The organism is Pseudomonas sp. (assembly GCF_002796985.1).
In the GTDB taxonomy this organism is placed as follows: domain Bacteria; phylum Pseudomonadota; class Gammaproteobacteria; order Pseudomonadales; family Pseudomonadaceae; genus Pseudomonas.
This window is the reverse complement of record NZ_PEKX01000007.1, coordinates 1,279,476-1,294,541: the sequence shown is the minus strand read 5'-3', so window position 1 is coordinate 1,294,541 and position 15,066 is coordinate 1,279,476. Positions and strand designations below refer to the sequence as shown.

General features: G+C 65.5%; 16 protein-coding genes. 6 read left to right on the top strand and 10 right to left on the bottom strand.

The window, feature by feature from the left end:
- Nucleotides 1-37 precede the first annotated feature (37 nt).
- Nucleotides 38-1,384, top strand: a complete 1,347-nt coding sequence (locus tag CTR55_RS11820; protein ID WP_296286283.1) for a nucleobase:cation symporter-2 family protein — start codon at nucleotides 38-40, stop codon at nucleotides 1,382-1,384.
- 92 nt (nucleotides 1,385-1,476) lie between these two features.
- Here CTR55_RS11820 and CTR55_RS11815 read toward each other — a convergent pair whose 3' ends face one another.
- Together CTR55_RS11815 and CTR55_RS11810 are read right to left on the bottom strand one after the other, a co-directional pair.
- Complete coding sequence (locus CTR55_RS11815; RefSeq protein ID WP_296286282.1) at nucleotides 1,477-3,036, bottom strand: methyl-accepting chemotaxis protein; 1,560 nt, start codon at nucleotides 3,034-3,036, stop codon at nucleotides 1,477-1,479.
- 148 nt (nucleotides 3,037-3,184) lie between these two features.
- Nucleotides 3,185-3,526, bottom strand: coding sequence for a hypothetical protein (locus tag CTR55_RS11810; RefSeq protein ID WP_296286281.1), 342 nt, complete (start codon nucleotides 3,524-3,526; stop codon nucleotides 3,185-3,187).
- 192 nt (nucleotides 3,527-3,718) lie between these two features.
- On the opposite strand from CTR55_RS11810, the gene dusA reads away from it, so the two are divergent.
- Together dusA and tal are read left to right on the top strand one after the other, a co-directional pair.
- A complete protein-coding gene (dusA, locus tag CTR55_RS11805) occupies nucleotides 3,719-4,723 on the top strand; it encodes a tRNA dihydrouridine(20/20a) synthase DusA (RefSeq protein ID WP_296286279.1) in 1,005 nt (334 codons plus the stop codon).
- 62 nt (nucleotides 4,724-4,785) lie between these two features.
- A complete protein-coding gene (gene tal / locus CTR55_RS11800; RefSeq protein WP_296286277.1) occupies nucleotides 4,786-5,706 on the top strand; it encodes a transaldolase in 921 nt (306 codons plus the stop codon).
- A 65-nt stretch (nucleotides 5,707-5,771) separates the two neighbouring features.
- Here the strand turns inward: tal and rssC are convergent, their stop codons facing one another.
- From rssC to CTR55_RS11780, 4 genes are all read right to left on the bottom strand, one after another.
- Nucleotides 5,772-6,254 (bottom strand): anti-sigma factor antagonist RssC, encoded by a 483-nt coding sequence (gene rssC, locus CTR55_RS11795; protein ID WP_296286275.1) that lies wholly within the window; start codon nucleotides 6,252-6,254, stop codon nucleotides 5,772-5,774.
- Complete coding sequence (gene rssB, locus CTR55_RS11790; protein ID WP_296286274.1) at nucleotides 6,251-7,435, bottom strand: two-component system response regulator RssB; 1,185 nt, start codon at nucleotides 7,433-7,435, stop codon at nucleotides 6,251-6,253. Before rssB ends, rssC begins: the two co-directional genes overlap by 4 nt.
- Before the next feature lie 182 nt (nucleotides 7,436-7,617).
- Nucleotides 7,618-8,322, bottom strand: a complete 705-nt coding sequence (locus CTR55_RS11785) for a VacJ family lipoprotein (RefSeq protein ID WP_296286273.1) — start codon at nucleotides 8,320-8,322, stop codon at nucleotides 7,618-7,620.
- 169 nt (nucleotides 8,323-8,491) lie between these two features.
- A complete protein-coding gene (locus tag CTR55_RS11780; RefSeq protein WP_296286272.1) occupies nucleotides 8,492-9,208 on the bottom strand; it encodes a UTRA domain-containing protein in 717 nt (238 codons plus the stop codon).
- 112 nt (nucleotides 9,209-9,320) lie between these two features.
- Between CTR55_RS11780 and CTR55_RS11775 the strand changes: the two genes are divergently transcribed.
- The 3 genes from CTR55_RS11775 (at nucleotide 9,321) to CTR55_RS11765 (ending at nucleotide 10,984) form a co-directional block, all read left to right on the top strand.
- Complete coding sequence (locus CTR55_RS11775) at nucleotides 9,321-10,064, top strand: HAD family phosphatase (RefSeq protein ID WP_296286270.1); 744 nt, start codon at nucleotides 9,321-9,323, stop codon at nucleotides 10,062-10,064.
- Nucleotides 10,061-10,642 carry a phosphonate degradation HD-domain oxygenase gene (locus tag CTR55_RS11770; RefSeq protein ID WP_296286268.1) on the top strand — a complete coding sequence of 194 codons (582 nt, stop codon included), beginning with the start codon at nucleotides 10,061-10,063 and terminating at the stop codon, nucleotides 10,640-10,642. Before CTR55_RS11775 ends, CTR55_RS11770 begins: the two co-directional genes overlap by 4 nt.
- A 78-nt stretch (nucleotides 10,643-10,720) precedes the next feature.
- Nucleotides 10,721-10,984, top strand: a complete 264-nt coding sequence (locus CTR55_RS11765) for a DUF4404 family protein (protein ID WP_205336445.1) — start codon at nucleotides 10,721-10,723, stop codon at nucleotides 10,982-10,984.
- An 81-nt stretch (nucleotides 10,985-11,065) separates the two neighbouring features.
- On the opposite strand, the gene queF is transcribed toward CTR55_RS11765, so the two are convergent.
- From queF to CTR55_RS11745, 4 genes are all read right to left on the bottom strand, one after another.
- Nucleotides 11,066-11,896: an NADPH-dependent 7-cyano-7-deazaguanine reductase QueF gene (queF, locus tag CTR55_RS11760; RefSeq protein WP_296286264.1), complete on the bottom strand. Its 831-nt coding sequence runs from the start codon at nucleotides 11,894-11,896 to the stop codon at nucleotides 11,066-11,068.
- A 201-nt stretch (nucleotides 11,897-12,097) separates the two neighbouring features.
- Nucleotides 12,098-12,805 carry a copper resistance protein B gene (locus CTR55_RS11755; RefSeq protein ID WP_296286262.1) on the bottom strand — a complete coding sequence of 236 codons (708 nt, stop codon included), beginning with the start codon at nucleotides 12,803-12,805 and terminating at the stop codon, nucleotides 12,098-12,100.
- A 9-nt stretch (nucleotides 12,806-12,814) separates the two neighbouring features.
- The gene (locus CTR55_RS11750) at nucleotides 12,815-14,500 is read right to left on the bottom strand and encodes a copper resistance system multicopper oxidase (RefSeq protein ID WP_296286260.1); all 1,686 of its coding nucleotides are present in this window, start codon (nucleotides 14,498-14,500) and stop codon (nucleotides 12,815-12,817) included.
- Between the two features lie 10 nt (nucleotides 14,501-14,510).
- The gene (locus CTR55_RS11745; RefSeq protein WP_296286258.1) at nucleotides 14,511-15,062 is read right to left on the bottom strand and encodes a cupredoxin family protein; all 552 of its coding nucleotides are present in this window, start codon (nucleotides 15,060-15,062) and stop codon (nucleotides 14,511-14,513) included.
- Nucleotides 15,063-15,066: the final 4 nt, after the last annotated feature.

Sequence of the window (15,066 nt, the reverse complement as noted above, 5' to 3'; positions counted from 1 at the left end):
AACCAGCGACTGACAACAATAAAAACCGAGGTGTTGCATGTCCGTGGTAACTGAGCGCTCCCATACCGGCTCGCCTGTCGACCAGCGTTTGCCCTTGCTGCAGCTGCTGCTGGTCGGGTTCCAACACGTTCTCCTGATGTATGGCGGCGCCGTCGCCGTCCCGCTGATCGTCGGCCAGGCCGCCGGCCTCTCCCGCGAAGATATCGCCTTCCTGATCAACGCCGACCTGCTGGTCGCCGGTATCGCCACGCTCGTGCAATCACTGGGCATCGGCCCGGTGGGCATCCGCATGCCGGTGATGATGGGCGCCAGCTTCGCCGCCGTCGGCAGCATGGTGGCCATGGCCGGCATGCCCGGCGTCGGCCTGACCGGGATCTTCGGCGCCACCATCGCCGCCGGCTTCTTCGGCATGCTCATCGCGCCCTTCATGAGCCGCATCGTGCGTTTCTTCCCGCCGCTGGTGACCGGCACCGTGATCACCTCCATCGGAATGTGCCTGTTCCCGGTGGCGATCAACTGGGCGGGGGGTGGCGAAGGCGTGGCCAACTTCGGCGCCATCGAATACCTCGGGCTGTCCTCCTTCGTGCTGGCCGTCATCCTGCTGATCAACCGCTTCCTGCGTGGTTTCTGGGTCAACGTCTCGGTACTGATCGGCATGCTGCTGGGCTACATCATTGGCGCCAGCATGGGTATGGTCAGCCTGGACGGCATGGAACAGCGCCCCTGGTTCGACGTAGTCACCCCGCTGCACTTCGGCGTGCCGGAGTTCCACCTGGCTCCGGTGCTGTCCATGTGCCTGGTGGTGGTGATCATCTTCGTCGAGTCCACCGGCATGTTCCTCGCCCTGGGCAAGGTCACCGAGACCGAGATCTGCCCCAACCGCCTGCGCCGTGGCCTCCTGTGCGACGCCAGTGCGTCGTTCTTCGCCGGCTTCATGAACACCTTCACCCACTCCTCGTTCGCCCAGAACATTGGCCTTGTGCAGATGACGGGCGTGCGCAGCCGTTACGTCACCGCCGCTGCCGCGGTCTTCCTGATCATCCTGAGCCTCCTGCCCAAGGCCGCCTTCCTGGTTGCCTCGATTCCTCCGGCCGTACTGGGCGGTGCCGGCATCGCCATGTTCGGCATGGTCGCCGCCAGCGGCATCCGCATCCTCCACGAAGCGGACATCGCCGACCGCCGCAACCAGCTGCTGGTGGCGGTGAGCATCGGTATGGGCATGGTGCCGGTGGTACGTCCGGACTTCTTCGCCGCGCTGCCCCAATGGATGGAGCCGATCACTCACAGCGGCATCGCCATGACTTCGATCTGGGCGGTAGTGCTGAACATCCTGTTCAACATCCTCGGTGAACAGGGTCGGGATGCCCTCTGCGGGCATCACTGAAGCCCCTTTCGCGGGCGTCTCCCGGACGCCCGCACCCAAGCCGCGTCCAACTCCTTCGCGGCTTTTTTTCGCCTGCGATTCGGCTTCGGGATTCAGGCTTCCGGTCGGTAGCCCAAACGCAGCCCACCCCACTGGCGCCCACCCACGTAGATCGGCACCGAGAGGTCGTGCATCAGCTCGCCGGTATCGCGGCAGTAGGTCTGCAGCAGCATCGGCTGGTTGTGGCTACCGCAGCGCACGCCGGTGCGGTCATTGAACAGGCGCTTGCTGCGGCTCTTGAGCATGTCCACCTGCAAGTCGCCAGATAGCGAATGGCTGAACGCCTGGTTGTGCGTCGGCACGTAGCCTTCAGCAGTGCAGGCGATGGCGAACACCAGCCCTTCATGGCGCTGCAACAGGTCTTCCTGGATGCGTGGCAGCACTTCGTCGGTATAGCGGTCGAAGCGCGTACGGTACTTCTGCGGGCGCGTGCCGGGCATCGGCTGGTAGTCGCGGTCGAACAGGTCGTCGAAGCCGATCCGACCGCTCTCCACATCCGACTCGAACTTCGCACCGATGGCCTGGGCGCCGGCACGGGCGAGGTCGTAGGCGCGCTGGTGATAGTCATCCAGCGCCACTTCGGCCAGACGCTCGCTGATGGTTTCCGCCTGGCTCTCCAGCTGCATCGCCGCATCGGCCAGGCGATGGGTCTGCTCGTCGCTGGCGCGCAGGTCGCCGCGCACCTGCTCGACGGCGGCGAACAGGCTGTCCAACTGATTGCGGTTGATCTCGGCGCCCTCGGCAATCTCGGTGATCTGCGTTTCCACGATGGCGGCCAGCCCGGCGATATCCTGCAACTGGCGGCCGGTGCTTTCCACCTGGCTGACGCCCAGGCCCAGGTCATCGGTGAGCTGGCGAATCTGCTCCACCACCTCGCCGGTCTGGCGCTGGATATCCTCGACCATCTGCCCGACCTCGCCGGTGGCCTCGGCGGTGCGCCCGGCCAGCCCGCGAACCTCTTCGGCAACCACGGCGAAGCCTCGACCGTGCTCCCCGGCCCGCGCCGCCTCGATGGCCGCATTGAGCGCCAGCAGGTTGGTCTGGCTGGCAATGGACTGGATTACCTGGGTGACGCGCTGAATGTCCTCGCTGCGCGCATTCAGCGTCTCGATCAACGCACGGCTGGCGCTGGCGCGCTGACTGAGTTGGTGCATGCCGTCGATGGCCGCTTGCAGCTCCCCGCGCCCGGCATCACTGCCCGCGCGCGCCAGGGTCGCCGCTTCCTTCGCCTGCCGGGCCAGGTTCGATGTGGCGCGCTCGGTGTGGATCATCACCTCGGCGCTGCCGACGATCTGTTCAGCGGCAACGACCTGGGACTCGAGTTTTTCCACCAGCCGCTGCACCGAGTACGACACCCCGGCGGCGGACAGCGCGTTGCGGCTGGTGCCCTGGGACAGCTCGCGGGTCAGCTCGGCGACGTCCGGCAGCACCGCCAGCGCACTGGCCGGTATCGCGCCCCGGCGGATGAACCACGGCCCCCAGAGCAGCGCGGCGGCGAGCAGCAGGCATAACGACAGCGGCCAGCCACCCAGCGCCTGGGCGATGAACAGCAGCACCAGGCCACAAGTCTGCAGGGTAAGGATGAGGACGATACGCGGACGCGCGATATCCATGGCAACAGCTCTCTTCTGGCGGGCCCGACCGCTGTACAGCGCAGGCGCGCTGTCGGGGAGCCCGATTATTCTTGTCAGAGCCATTAGGCCGCCAGGTTGGCGCGGCGGCTATCGTTCCTTAGTGGTAGACGCGCCGCTGCTTGAGTCGCTAACGGCAGCCGCGTGCCGCCAGGGTGATCGCATCGTCTGGGCTCGGTGAATTGCGGCGATAGAGCAGCACATCGCTGCCCCTGTCCGCCGCCGTTGCCTCCAGCAGCACCTCGGCGGTATCGCCCGAGGCAGCCGGCACCAGCAGCCGGTAGCCGAAACGGATTTCCTTCACCGTCGCCGAGGAGCGGATGGCCTGCCATTTCGGCAGCAGACAGGTCATGTAGGCCGACGGCGACTTGCCGCTCTCCAGCCGCAATGCCGGCGCCTCCTCCTTCAACCTGCCCGGCGAGGAACAGGCGACCAGCAGGATCAACGGCAGTGTCACCAATAGGGCTTTCATCGAGTGAGATCCTTCTGTCAGCAACCCAGAGGGTAGCAGTTGCGTCCCGGCTGACCGCCTTGCCAGGTCAAGCCAGCGGCGGGCCGTTCGCCGGTTTCCGTGCGCGAGGCCGGCAACCTCGGTAAAATCTCCGCCCTTTCCGTGGGCGCGATCGATTTGGCGCCCTCCTGCGAAGCCAGATACGACGTAACCATGACCACTGCCGCACCGACCGCCACCACCCGCCCCGAGCCCTCCCGCCGCTTCTCCGTGGCGCCGATGATGGATTGGACTGACCGCCATTGTCGGTACTTCCTGCGCCAGCTTTCCGGCCACGCCCTGCTCTACACGGAGATGGTCACCACCGGCGCCCTGCTGCACGGCGACGCCGCGCGCTTCCTGCGCCACGACGAGTGCGAGCATCCGCTGGCGCTGCAGTTGGGTGGCAGCAATCCCGCAGACCTGGCGGCGGCGGCGAAGTTGGCCGAGCAAGCCGGCTACGACGAGGTGAACCTGAACGTCGGCTGCCCCAGCGACCGCGTGCAGAACAACATGATCGGCGCCTGCCTGATGGGCCATCCGGCGCTGGTGGCGGATTGTGTGAAGGCCATGCGCGACGCGGTATCGATCCCGGTGACGGTCAAGCACCGCATCGGCATCAACGGCCGCGACAGCTACGAAGAGCTCTGCGACTTCGTCGGCCAGGTGCGCGACGCCGGCTGCCGCAGCTTCACCGTGCACGCGCGCATTGCCATCCTCGAAGGCCTGTCGCCCAAGGAAAACCGCGAAATCCCGCCGCTGCGCTACGACATCGCCGCACAGGTCAAACGTGATTTCCCGGAACTGGAGATCATCCTCAATGGCGGCATCAAGACGCTTGAGGAATGCCGCGAGCACCTGCAGGTGTTCGATGGCGTGATGCTTGGCCGCGAGGCGTATCACAACCCCTACCTGTTGGCCCAGGTGGACGCCGCGCTGTACGGCTCGGAAAACCCTGCCATCACCCGCGCCGAGGCTCTGGCTCGCATGCGCCCGTACATCGAGCGGCACATAGCCGAAGGCGGCGCCATGCACCATGTGACCCGCCATGTCCTTGGCCTGGCCCAGGGTTTTCCCGGCGCGCGGCGCTTCCGCCAGCTGCTTTCGGTGGACGTTCACAAGACCAAGGACTCGCTGGCGCTGCTCGATCAGGCCGGAGAACTTCTCAGCGGTCACTGAGTCCCGTTGAGTGGCGCATCGGCCTCGGGTAAGGTCGATGCACTCTCTACGGAAGACGCGCCATGACCTCCAAGCTGGAACAACTCAAGCAGTACACCACGGTTGTCGCCGACACCGGCGATTTCGACGCCATTGCCCGCCTGAAGCCGGTGGATGCCACCACTAACCCGTCGCTGCTGCTGAAGGCCGCCGCCCTGCCCCGCTACAGCGAGCACCTGGCGCGCGCCACCGAAGGTGCGCAGGGTGATGCCGGCCTGGCGTGCGACCGCTTCGCTGTCGCTGTCGGCAAGGACATCCTCGGCGTGATTCCGGGGCGCATCTCCACCGAAGTGGACGCCCGCCTGTCTTTCGACACCGAAGCCACGCTGCAGCGCGCCCACCGCCTGATCGAGCTGTACGACCAGCAGGGCATCGGCCGCGATCGCGTGCTGATCAAGATCGCCTCCACCTGGGAAGGCATCCGCGCCGCCGAACAACTGGAGCGCGAAGGCATCCAGACCAACCTGACCCTGCTGTTCTCCTTCGCCCAGGCCGCCGCCTGCGCCGACGCCGGCGTGTTCCTGATCTCGCCCTTCGTCGGGCGCATCTACGACTGGTACAAGAAGGCCAACAACCGCGATTACCTGGGGGCGGAAGATCCGGGCGTGCAGTCCGTCTCGCGCATCTACCGTTACTACAAAGCCAACGGCTACGAGACGGTGGTGATGGGTGCCAGCTTCCGCAACCTCGGCCAGATCGAGCAACTCGCCGGCTGCGACCGCCTGACCATCAGCCCGGACCTACTGCAACAGTTGGCCGACGCCCAGGGCGAACTGCCACGCGCACTGCTGCCAGGCGGCGGGGAAGCTCGCCAGGTGCTCGACGAAAGCGCCTTCCGCTGGCAGATGAACGAAGACGCCATGGGTACCGAAAAGCTCGCCGAAGGCATCCGCCTGTTCGCCCGCGACCAGGAAAAGCTCGAGGCGCTGCTCACCAGCCGCTAAAAGCTTCAGACAAGCCAATGCAAACCGGCGCCCCAGGGCGCCGGTTTGCATTTCAGATCATCGAATCAGTGGCGCTCGAGGGCACTCACCAGATCGTGGAAGGCCTCGCGGTTGGTCTCGTTCAAGCCCATCAGGATACGGTGGGCTTCGAGCACCTTGCCGCGCACCACCTCCTCGGACTGGTCCTGGGGAGGCAGATCGGTCAGGCAATCCGAACACGGAATGGGGCGATCGACGATGTTGAACACCTGATCGAAGCCCATCGACTGCAGCAGCCGGGTGATGTCCGCGTTGGTGGTGACCAGCGTGGGCAACAGACCGACCTTTTGCCGCGAAAGAATCGACAACTTCGCCAGCAAGCCGAGCGTCGTGCTGTCGATACTCCGGGTTTCCGTGAGATCGATGATGATCGCCGAGAAATTCAACGCGGCGAAGATTTTTTCAATGGTGGCATCCAGCGCCGAACACAGGGTCAGTCGGACTTCGCCCACGAACTTCAGGACAAATGAGCCATCCTGCTCGGCGAACTGGATTTTACCGGTACTCATGCAAGGTTCCTGCTCAACACCAGCAATGCAATATCATCCGGCATCTCGGACAACTTGGCCAGTCCGAAGACTTGGCGCAGGCCATCCAGAGTTCCGCCGGCAGCGACGACCTGCTCGGGCAGGGCCGTCTCCTTCTCCTTCAGCGTAGCTCCCGGCAGCACGTCGAGAATGCCGTCCGAGAACAGGGAAAGGCTGAAGGACTTGGGAAGATCAAGGACATGATCCTCGTAAGTCGCTTCGTCGAACAGCCCCACCGGCAGGCCGCGGCCTTCCAGGTAACGGGCTTCGCCGTTGACGTAGAGCACAGGCAACGGCAGGTGACCGCCGATGCTGTAGGTCAGACGGTCGGTTTCCAGGTCGATCACGCCACCGAGCATGGTGACGTGCTTGCCCAGGTTGCAGTTGATCAGCCCGCGGTTGATATGACCGAGGACGTCCGACGGCTTGAACTCCGGCAACATGTCGTTGCGCTTTGACTCGTACAGCAGCCGCGTGGTCATGAACTTCAGCAGCACCGTGACGAAGGCGGATGAAGCACCGTGGCCGGAAACGTCGGCCAGGTAGAAGCCAATGCGGCGAGCATCCACACGGAAGTAGTCGACGAAATCCCCGGAGAGATACAACGACGGGATGATCTGGTGGGAAAACACCAGCCCCTCGGACTCCCACGGTGTCTCCGGCAGCATGTTCATCTGCACCTGGCGACCGGCGTTCTGGTCTTCCTGGAGCAGGTTCAGGCTGGCCTGCAGTTCGCGGTTGGCGGTTTCCAGCTTCTCGCGGTAGCGGCGGTTTTCCGAGCGCAGGAAGGCGCGATCCAGGGCGCGGCGAACCGAATGCTCCAGGACGGCGAGGTCTTCCAGCGGTTTGATCAGGTAGTCGGCGGCGCCCAGGCGCAAGGCCTCCACGGCATCGCTCATGACGCCGGCACCGGACAGCACGATCACGGGGGTTTCCACCGCCATCTCGCTGACACGACGGATCAGCTCTAGGCCGTCCATCTGCGGCATGCGCAGATCGCAGATCACCAGATCGGGAAGTTGGTGCTCGAAGACTTTCAGGCCTTCCAGACCGTTGGTGGCCTGTGTGACCTTGAATCCGCTGTCTTCCAGGTAGGCGGCGAGGCTTTCGCGGACGACGTCGTCGTCATCGATGATCAGCAGCGAGGCACTGGCTTTGTGCATGGGTCATCCAGGCAAACGGCGCCGGGGTTGTGGTTTGGCGCTCATTCTAGGGAACAGCAGCGCGGGTGGGTCGCGACAAGGCGCAGACACTACTCCCATCCGCTCAAGGGTTCAAGCAGGCGCAGCCCACGCCGCCAATGGCGCGGGCTGGAGGACAGAAGCAGGTTTGCGTTCAGGGCCGATCAGAAGTCATCTTCGACTTCGCCGTCCTTGACCTTGAACTCGCGGTTCTGCAGGTAAGCGTTGCGGATGAAGGTGTATTTGTCGCCGCTGATGAGCTTCTCGGACTTCAGCAGGTCGGCGCGGGTGTCCACCACATCCACGCCGCGCAGGCTGTTACGCACCGGCACGTTGTCGATGTACGGGTACGGTTCGGTGAAGGAGTCCGGGATCAGCGACGGCGCATCGCGCAGGGTGCTCGGGCCCAGCAGCGGCAGCATCACGTAGGGGCCGCTGCCCACGCCGTAGTGGCCGAGGGTCTGACCGAAGTCTTCGTCGTTGCGGCGCAGGCCCATGTGGGTGGCCACGTCGATGAACCCAGCCAGGCCGAAGGTGGTGTTGAACAGCAGGCGGCTGGTATCGACGCCGGCATTCTGGAATTTCAGTTGCAGCAGGTCGTTGACCAGGTTCTTCACGTCACCGAGGTTGCCGAAGAAGTTGTGCACGCCGTCCTGCACCACGTTCGGGGTGATGTACTGGTACCCCTGGGCCAGTGGCTTGAGCGCATAGGTGTCCAGGGTGTCGTTGAAGGTGAAGATCGGGCGGTTGACGCTTTCCCACGGGTCATCTTCGCTGGCGGCCTGGGCCACGAACGGGACCATGGCAATGCCGGCGGCGGCGAGCAGGCTGAAGCAGCGTTTCGTCCATTGGACGCCTGGTTGGCGCATCGGGAATTCTCCAGTAAATGTCTTTCGGGCCAGCCTGGGCGGCCCCGCTATGCGGGCAGATTATATAGAGACGAAACGAGTTTGCAGACCCGGACCGATATCGCAGAACTTCGATTTAAGGTCGTGGATTGCCGTTTCGCTTGCTTGCAGCAGAAAGCATAGTGCCACTTCAGTCCGGATACCGTGCGTCGATGACAATTTCCAGCGCATCGGAGCGCCAGAACTCCTGATCCCACTCCACCAGCCGGCCGTCTTCGACATGGCTGGCGCGTTCCACGTAGAGGCCCGGCGAACCCGGCGTGAGCTGCAACGGCGTGGCCCGTGCCTCCACCAGCGCCGTAGAGTGCATGGCCAGCTCGGAGCGCGACAGGCTTAGCCCCAGCTGTTCGCGCAACACGCGGGTGAGCGAAGTATCCAGCCCGTGATCGAGCAGGCCAGGGCACCAGCTCGCATCCAGATTGATTTCCTCCAGCATCACCGGGCGCTCGTCGACCCAGCGCCGGCGCAGGATGTGGAACACCTCAGCATCTTCCGCCAGCCCCATGCGCCGCGCCAATGCCGGCCCGGCGGCGCGGCGTTCGGCGGCCAGGACTTCGGTACGCGGCACGCGGCCCTGGGCCTCGACGTAATCCATGAAGCCCGTGGTGCGGGTCGGGTTGTAGCGGATGCGCGGCGGCGAGACGAACCAGCCACGGCGGTTCTCGCGGTACAGCACGCCTTCGGTCTCCAACTGCTGCAAAGCCTCGCGCAGGGTCACGCGGGTGCAGCCAAAGCGCTCGGCCAACTCACGCTCGGCGGGCAGGCGCTGGCTCAGGGTGGCGTTGGCGAGGTCCTGCGCGAGCTGGTCGCGGATGCGCAGGTAATGAGGCATGGGCTCGGCCGGCATGGGCATCTTCCGCAAAAGGGCGCGGCGATTATAACGGCAAGGCGGCGGACTTCATCGGACCGTCACATTGCCCCGCTAGCCTGGCCTAGACCAATCATCAGAAAAGCTCACCATGCCCGCGACCGCCGACCTTCCGCGCTTCACGACCCTGCTGTTCGGACTGTCGGGCGACCTGGTGGACTTCGGCGCAAGGACGCTGCCGGTTGCCCTGCAACGCACCTGCCCCGATTGCCCGCCTGAGCGCCTGACCAGCGCCCTCGCCCTGCCCCCGCTGGATGCCCTGGACCTTGCCCTGGGCCGCTGCGCCGATCCCCAGGAGCGCAACCGCTTCCTGTCCGCCTTGGACGCCGCCGCCCAGGACCACGCCGAGGCCACCCCTGGTGCTTTGGACGCACTGCAGGCATTGCACCAGCGCGGCGTGCCCTGCGCCTGGCTCGACGAGCTACCCAGCGACACCACAATCCACCTGGCTGCCGCCTTTGACGACCACCTCGCCAGCGGTCTGGCGATCGCCGGCCGCCAGTGGCCAGCGCCGGACTCCTGCTGGCACGCACTGATGCAGCTTGGCAGTCAATCTCTGGACGGCTGCGTGCTGGTCAGCGGCCAGCCCCGCCTGCTCCAGGCGGGCCTCAACGCCGGCCTGTGGACCATCGGCCTGGCCGCCAGCGGCCCCCTTTGCGGCCACGCGCCGGGGGACTGGGACGCCCTCGGCAACCTCGACCGTGACCGCCTGCGCGCCCAGGCAACGCTGGGCCTGTATCGCCTCGGCGTGCACTCGGTGATCGATCATCTGGGCGAGCTGGATTCCTGCCTGCAGGACATCGCCGGTCGCCGCCTGAAAGGAGAAAAGCCATGAAGCACGAGCGCCACCGCTTCCTCGACGAACTGGCCGAGCGCTTCGCCAGCCACGGCGCCGAACCCTACGGCGAGGCCGTCAGCCAGGCCGAGCACGCACTGCAATGTGCCACCCTGGCCGAGCGCGCCGGCTGCTCCGATAGCCTGGTGATCGCCGCCCTGCTCCACGACATCGGCCACCTCTACGAAGACCCGCAACTGATCGACGATCAGGACCAGCGCCATGAGGAGTTCGGCGCCAACCTGTTGCGCGAGCTGCTACCTGACTCCGTCTGGCAGCCGATCCGCCTGCACGTCGCCGCCAAACGTTACCTCTGCGCGGTGGACCCGGCCTACCACGCCGGCCTTTCCTGGGCTTCGCGGCAGAGTCTGGCACTGCAGGGCGGGCCGTTCGACGAGCACGGCGCCAGTGCCTTCCTCACGGCACCTTTCTCCCAGGACGCGCTGACCCTGCGTCGGCTGGACGACCTGGGCAAGGACCCGGCCATGCGCACACCGGAGCTGGAGCACTACTTCCCCCTGCTCGGACGTCTCCTGCGTGTTGATCGGCATCAGGCAAGGGTGCGCGCGGCGAGTTAAGCTCAAGGGCATGGCGATGGACCTTTTCCCCGCGTGGCGAGGTCCATCTTGGCGTACGTACCGCAGAAGGACACCACCATGCCGACCCAACGTCTCCAGGAAGAACTCCAGGCCCTGCGCGAGCAGCTGGAACGCCAGCCGCCGCTGAACGAGGAGGAGCGCGCCTCGCTGCAAGCCCTGATCAAGGACATCGAGTTGCAGTTGGCCAACGAAGAGGCGCTGGCCGACGAGACCCTGATGGACAACGTCAACCTGGCCGTGGAGCGCTTCGAGGCGAGCCATCCGACGCTGGCCGGCACACTGCGCTCCATCGTGCAGAGCCTGGCGAACATGGGGATCTGATTCCCGGACAGGCTCTCCCGACATGAAAAACCCGGCCAAGGCCGGGTTTTTCGTATCCGCGTTTTACAGCCGCGCCGACCGTTACTGGCGCACCAGCCGGCGATTGTCCGGCTGCACGGTTTCACTGCTGCGATAGGGGTTGATGTCCAGGCCGCCACGACGCACATAGCGCGCATAAACGGTCAGGCGGGTCGGTTGCAGCAGGCGTTGCAGGTCGAGGTAGATGCGCTCGACGCACTGCTCGTGGAAGTCCTGGTGCTGACGGAAGGACACGACGTAGGCCAGCAGGCTCGCGGCATCCAGCGCCGGGCCAGTGTATTCCACGACCAATGTGCCCCAGTCCGGCTGGCCGGTGACCGGGCAGTTGGATTTGAGCAGGTGGCTGTAGAGCACTTCGTCGACGCGGCGGGTGTCGTCGCAGCGCAGCAGTTCCGGGCGTGGGTGGTCGTAGCTCTCCACCGCGACGTCCAGGTCGTCGACGCAGGTGCCGTCGATGACGGCCACACCCTCGCTCGCCACTTCGTCCAGACCGCGCACACGCACGCCCACCGGCGCGCCAGCGGCAGCAGACAGGTCGCGCTCCATCACCGTGCGCACGGCGTCAGCGCTGTCGAAGGCGCTCTGGTTCAGCGAGTTGAGGTAGAGCTTGAAGGACTTGGACTCGATGATGTTCGGCGACTGCGCCGGGATCGAGAACTCGCCAATGGCGACCACCGGCTTGCCCGAGGCGGTCAGCCAGGACAGCTCGTAGCAGTTCCACAGGTCCACGCCCTGGTACGGCAGAGTCTGGGCGGTCAGGCCCAGCTCCGCCCACTTGGTGCTGCGGGCGATCGGGAACAGCAGCTCCGGCGCGTAGGTGGAGACGTATTCGCTGGATTTGCCCAGCGGCGAGTGTTCGGCGGGGTGCTGCATGTAGGGACCTGCTGGATCGGCGATACGGGTGGTGGCGCGAGGCGGCGAGTGTATACAAGTCCGCCGCCCCTTTCAGCAGCTCGCGGACGAGCTGGATGCCAAACCTGTAGGAGCGAGCTTGCTCGCGAACGGGTTTCCCCGCGACGCCGATGCTTGGGCGGTTCGCGAGCAAGCTCGCTCCTACGAAGAGCAGCAGAGGCGTCAGAACCACATCCGCACACCGGCGACCCAGTAGCCTTCCTCGTCGTCCTCGCCCTCCGCGCGGGCGATGTCGCCGCTGCGGCCGTAGGTCTTGCTCCAGACATAACCGAAGTACGGCGCGAACTCCCGGCGCACTTCGTAGCGCAGGCGCAGGCCCGCCTCCAGTTCGCTGCCACCGGCACCCACGCCGATGTCGCGGTCATCGGCCAGCGCCAGGTTGTACTCCAGCGACGGCTCCAGGATCAGCCGCTGGGTCAGCAGCAGCTCGTACTCGGTCTCCAGGCGCAGGGACGGGTCGCCGCGCTCGCTGAGAAACAGGTTGGCGTCCACCTCGAACCACTGCGGCGCCAGGCCCTGGATACCCAGCACCGCATAACTGCGCGACGGTCCCGGCTGGTCGTCGTGGCGCACACCCACCTGCCAGTCCCAGAAGTCCGCGACCATGCGCTGGTAAAGCAGCTGCACTTCGTTATCGGTGGTCGGGCCGCCGGCGTCGCGCTCGCCCTCCAGCTTCAGGCGCAATTTCTGGTAATCGGTGCCGTACCAGCCCTGGGCTTCCCAGCCCAGGGCCTGGTCGTTGCCGTGGAAGCGGCTTTCCAGGCGCTGGATCAGCAGCGAGCCCATGGGCATGTCGTCCATCTCGGCACTTTCGGCGGGCAAGGCCAGGCCCAGGGTCGCCGCGCAGGCCACCGTTGCTATGCGTTTCATGGCGGTTCCTCAGAGGCTGGCGCTGGCGGGGGCCGGCTCGACGATGACCTTGCGCATCATGCCGGCGGCCATGTGGTAGATCAGGTGGCAGTGGAAGGCCCACTCGCCCAGCGCATCGGCAGGCACATCGACATCCAGGGTGCTGCCCGGCGCCACGCTGACCACATGTTTGAGCGGGTTGAAGCGGCCGTTGCCCTTGTCCAGTTGCATCCACATGCCGTGCAGGTGCATGGGGTGGGTCATCATGGTGTCGTTGACGAAGCGGATGCGCACCCGCTCGCCGTAGGTCAGGCGGATCGGCTCGGCCTCGGAGTACTTCTTGCCGTCGATGGACCAGAAGTAGCGCTCCATGTTGCCGGTCAGGCGGAACTCGATGGTGCGATCCGGCGCACGGTAGTCAGCGTAGGGGCGCATGGCCTTGAGGTCCGCATAGACCAGCAGGCGGTTGCCTGGCTCGGCCGGCTGCGGCGTCAGCCCGCTACCCGGCGCGTAGTCGGACTTCGGCGCGGCCATGGCCGAGTGATCCATACCCGCCATCTGTGAATGGTCCATGCCGGCCATGCTGGAGTGATCCATGCCAGCCATGTCCCCGGCGCCAGCGTCGGCGCCCTGCCCCGCCATCGCCATACCGCCGTGATCCATACCTTCGTGGCTCATGCCCATGTCGGCCATGGTCAGCAGCGGCCGTTCGCGCAGCGTCGGCACCTCGGCCTGCAACCCGGCACGCGGTGTCAGGGTGGCGCGGGCGTAGCCGCTGCGGTCCATGGCTTCGGCGAAGAAGGTGTAGGCACGGTCTTCCTGCGGCTGGACTATCACGTCGTAGGTCTCGGCCACGGCGATGCGCAACTCGTCCACCGTCACCGGCTGCACGTCGTTGCCGTCGGCCTGCACCACCGTCATTTTCAGGCCGGGAATGCGCAGGTCGAAGTAGCTCATGCCCGAGCCGTTGATGATGCGCAGGCGCACCCGCTCGCCGGGCTTGAACAGGCCGGTCCAGTTCTGCTCCGTGTCCTGGCCGTTGACCAGGAAACGGAAGCCGGCGATGTCGGCGATGTCCGTCGGTGTCATGCGCATGCCGCCCCAGTCCAGGCGGTCACGCAGGGTCGCCATGAAGCCATTGGCGCTGGAGTCGGCGATGAAGTCGCCCAGGGTGCGCTGGTTGCGGTTGTAGTAGTCGCTCTGCTTCTTCAGGTTGGCGAACACGGTTTCCGGTTTCGTGTCGTGCCAGTCGGCCAGCAACAGGGTGTACTCGCGGTCGTAGCGGTACGGCTCGCGCGCCTTCGGCTCGATCACCAGCGGGCCGTAGAGCCCTTCGATCTCCTGGAAGTCGCTGTGGGCGTGGTACCAGTAGGTGCCGGACTGCTTCACCGTAAAGCGGTAGGTGAAGGTCTCGCCGGGCTTGATACCGGGGAAGCTGATGCCCGGCACGCCGTCCTGGGTATAGGGCAGGATCAGCCCGTGCCAGTGCAGCGAGGTGTCGCGATCGAGGGTGTTGGTGACGCGCAGCTCGACGTCTTCGCCCTCCTTGAAGCGCAGTTCCGGTGCCGGCGTCTGGCCATTCACCGTGAGCGCCTTGCGGGCGCCGTCGGACAGTTTCAGCTCGCCCTCGCCAATCGTCAGGTCATACACGCCCGCCTGCACCGCCAACGGTGCCAGCAGCAGCGCCCCCAGAGCCCATTCCCTTGCGCGGATCATCTTGGCGCGCTCAAGGCTTGACGGTGAGTTTGCCGACCATGCCGGCCTGGTAGTGCCCCGGAATGTTGCAGGCGAACTCCAGGCTGGTGGCCTTGCTGAAGGTCCAGGTCAGTTCGGCGGTCTTGCCCGGCTCCACCAGCACGCTGTTGGGGTCGTCATGCTTCATCATCTGGCCCATCGGCTTGTCGCCGTGGCCCATTTTCGAATGATCCATCTGGCTCATGTCGTGCTGCATGCCGGTGGGAGTGAGCATCCCGGAGTCCATCATCTGCTGCATCTCCTTCTGGTGGCCGGCGTGCATGGCGGCGCTGCCCAGGTTGAATTCGTGCAGCAGGCTGCCGGTGTTGTGGATGACGAAACGCACGGTCTCGCCCGGCTTCACGTCGATGCTTTCGGGCTCGAAGAACATCTCGCCCAGCTTGATCTCCACGGTGCGGGTGGCCTGGGCGGCCTTGGCCGGCTTGCCGAAGTCGTAGGCGTGCCCGGCATCGGCCAGGGCCGGCAGGCTGATGGCGGCGGCGAGGCCGAGGACGGAAGCTTGAAACAGATGACGCAGGGACATGGCG

Coding starts and splice junctions, on each gene's coding strand:
- CTR55_RS11785 (WP_296286273.1), bottom strand. CDS start 8,322: ATGCGCCAACCAGGCGTCCAATGGACGAAACGCTGCTTCAGCCTGCTC.
- rssB (WP_296286274.1), bottom strand. CDS start 7,435: ATGCACAAAGCCAGTGCCTCGCTGCTGATCATCGATGACGACGACGTC.
- CTR55_RS11770 (WP_296286268.1), top strand. CDS start 10,061: ATGAAGCACGAGCGCCACCGCTTCCTCGACGAACTGGCCGAGCGCTTC.
- CTR55_RS11820 (WP_296286283.1), top strand. CDS start 38: ATGTCCGTGGTAACTGAGCGCTCCCATACCGGCTCGCCTGTCGACCAG.
- dusA (WP_296286279.1), top strand. CDS start 3,719: ATGACCACTGCCGCACCGACCGCCACCACCCGCCCCGAGCCCTCCCGC.
- CTR55_RS11745 (WP_296286258.1), bottom strand. CDS start 15,062: ATGTCCCTGCGTCATCTGTTTCAAGCTTCCGTCCTCGGCCTCGCCGCC.
- CTR55_RS11810 (WP_296286281.1), bottom strand. CDS start 3,526: ATGAAAGCCCTATTGGTGACACTGCCGTTGATCCTGCTGGTCGCCTGT.
- CTR55_RS11755 (WP_296286262.1), bottom strand. CDS start 12,805: ATGAAACGCATAGCAACGGTGGCCTGCGCGGCGACCCTGGGCCTGGCC.
- CTR55_RS11815 (WP_296286282.1), bottom strand. CDS start 3,036: ATGGATATCGCGCGTCCGCGTATCGTCCTCATCCTTACCCTGCAGACT.
- CTR55_RS11780 (WP_296286272.1), bottom strand. CDS start 9,208: ATGCCGGCCGAGCCCATGCCTCATTACCTGCGCATCCGCGACCAGCTC.
- rssC (WP_296286275.1), bottom strand. CDS start 6,254: ATGAGTACCGGTAAAATCCAGTTCGCCGAGCAGGATGGCTCATTTGTC.
- CTR55_RS11765 (WP_205336445.1), top strand. CDS start 10,721: ATGCCGACCCAACGTCTCCAGGAAGAACTCCAGGCCCTGCGCGAGCAG.
- CTR55_RS11750 (WP_296286260.1), bottom strand. CDS start 14,500: ATGATCCGCGCAAGGGAATGGGCTCTGGGGGCGCTGCTGCTGGCACCG.
- queF (WP_296286264.1), bottom strand. CDS start 11,896: ATGCAGCACCCCGCCGAACACTCGCCGCTGGGCAAATCCAGCGAATAC.
- tal (WP_296286277.1), top strand. CDS start 4,786: ATGACCTCCAAGCTGGAACAACTCAAGCAGTACACCACGGTTGTCGCC.
- CTR55_RS11775 (WP_296286270.1), top strand. CDS start 9,321: ATGCCCGCGACCGCCGACCTTCCGCGCTTCACGACCCTGCTGTTCGGA.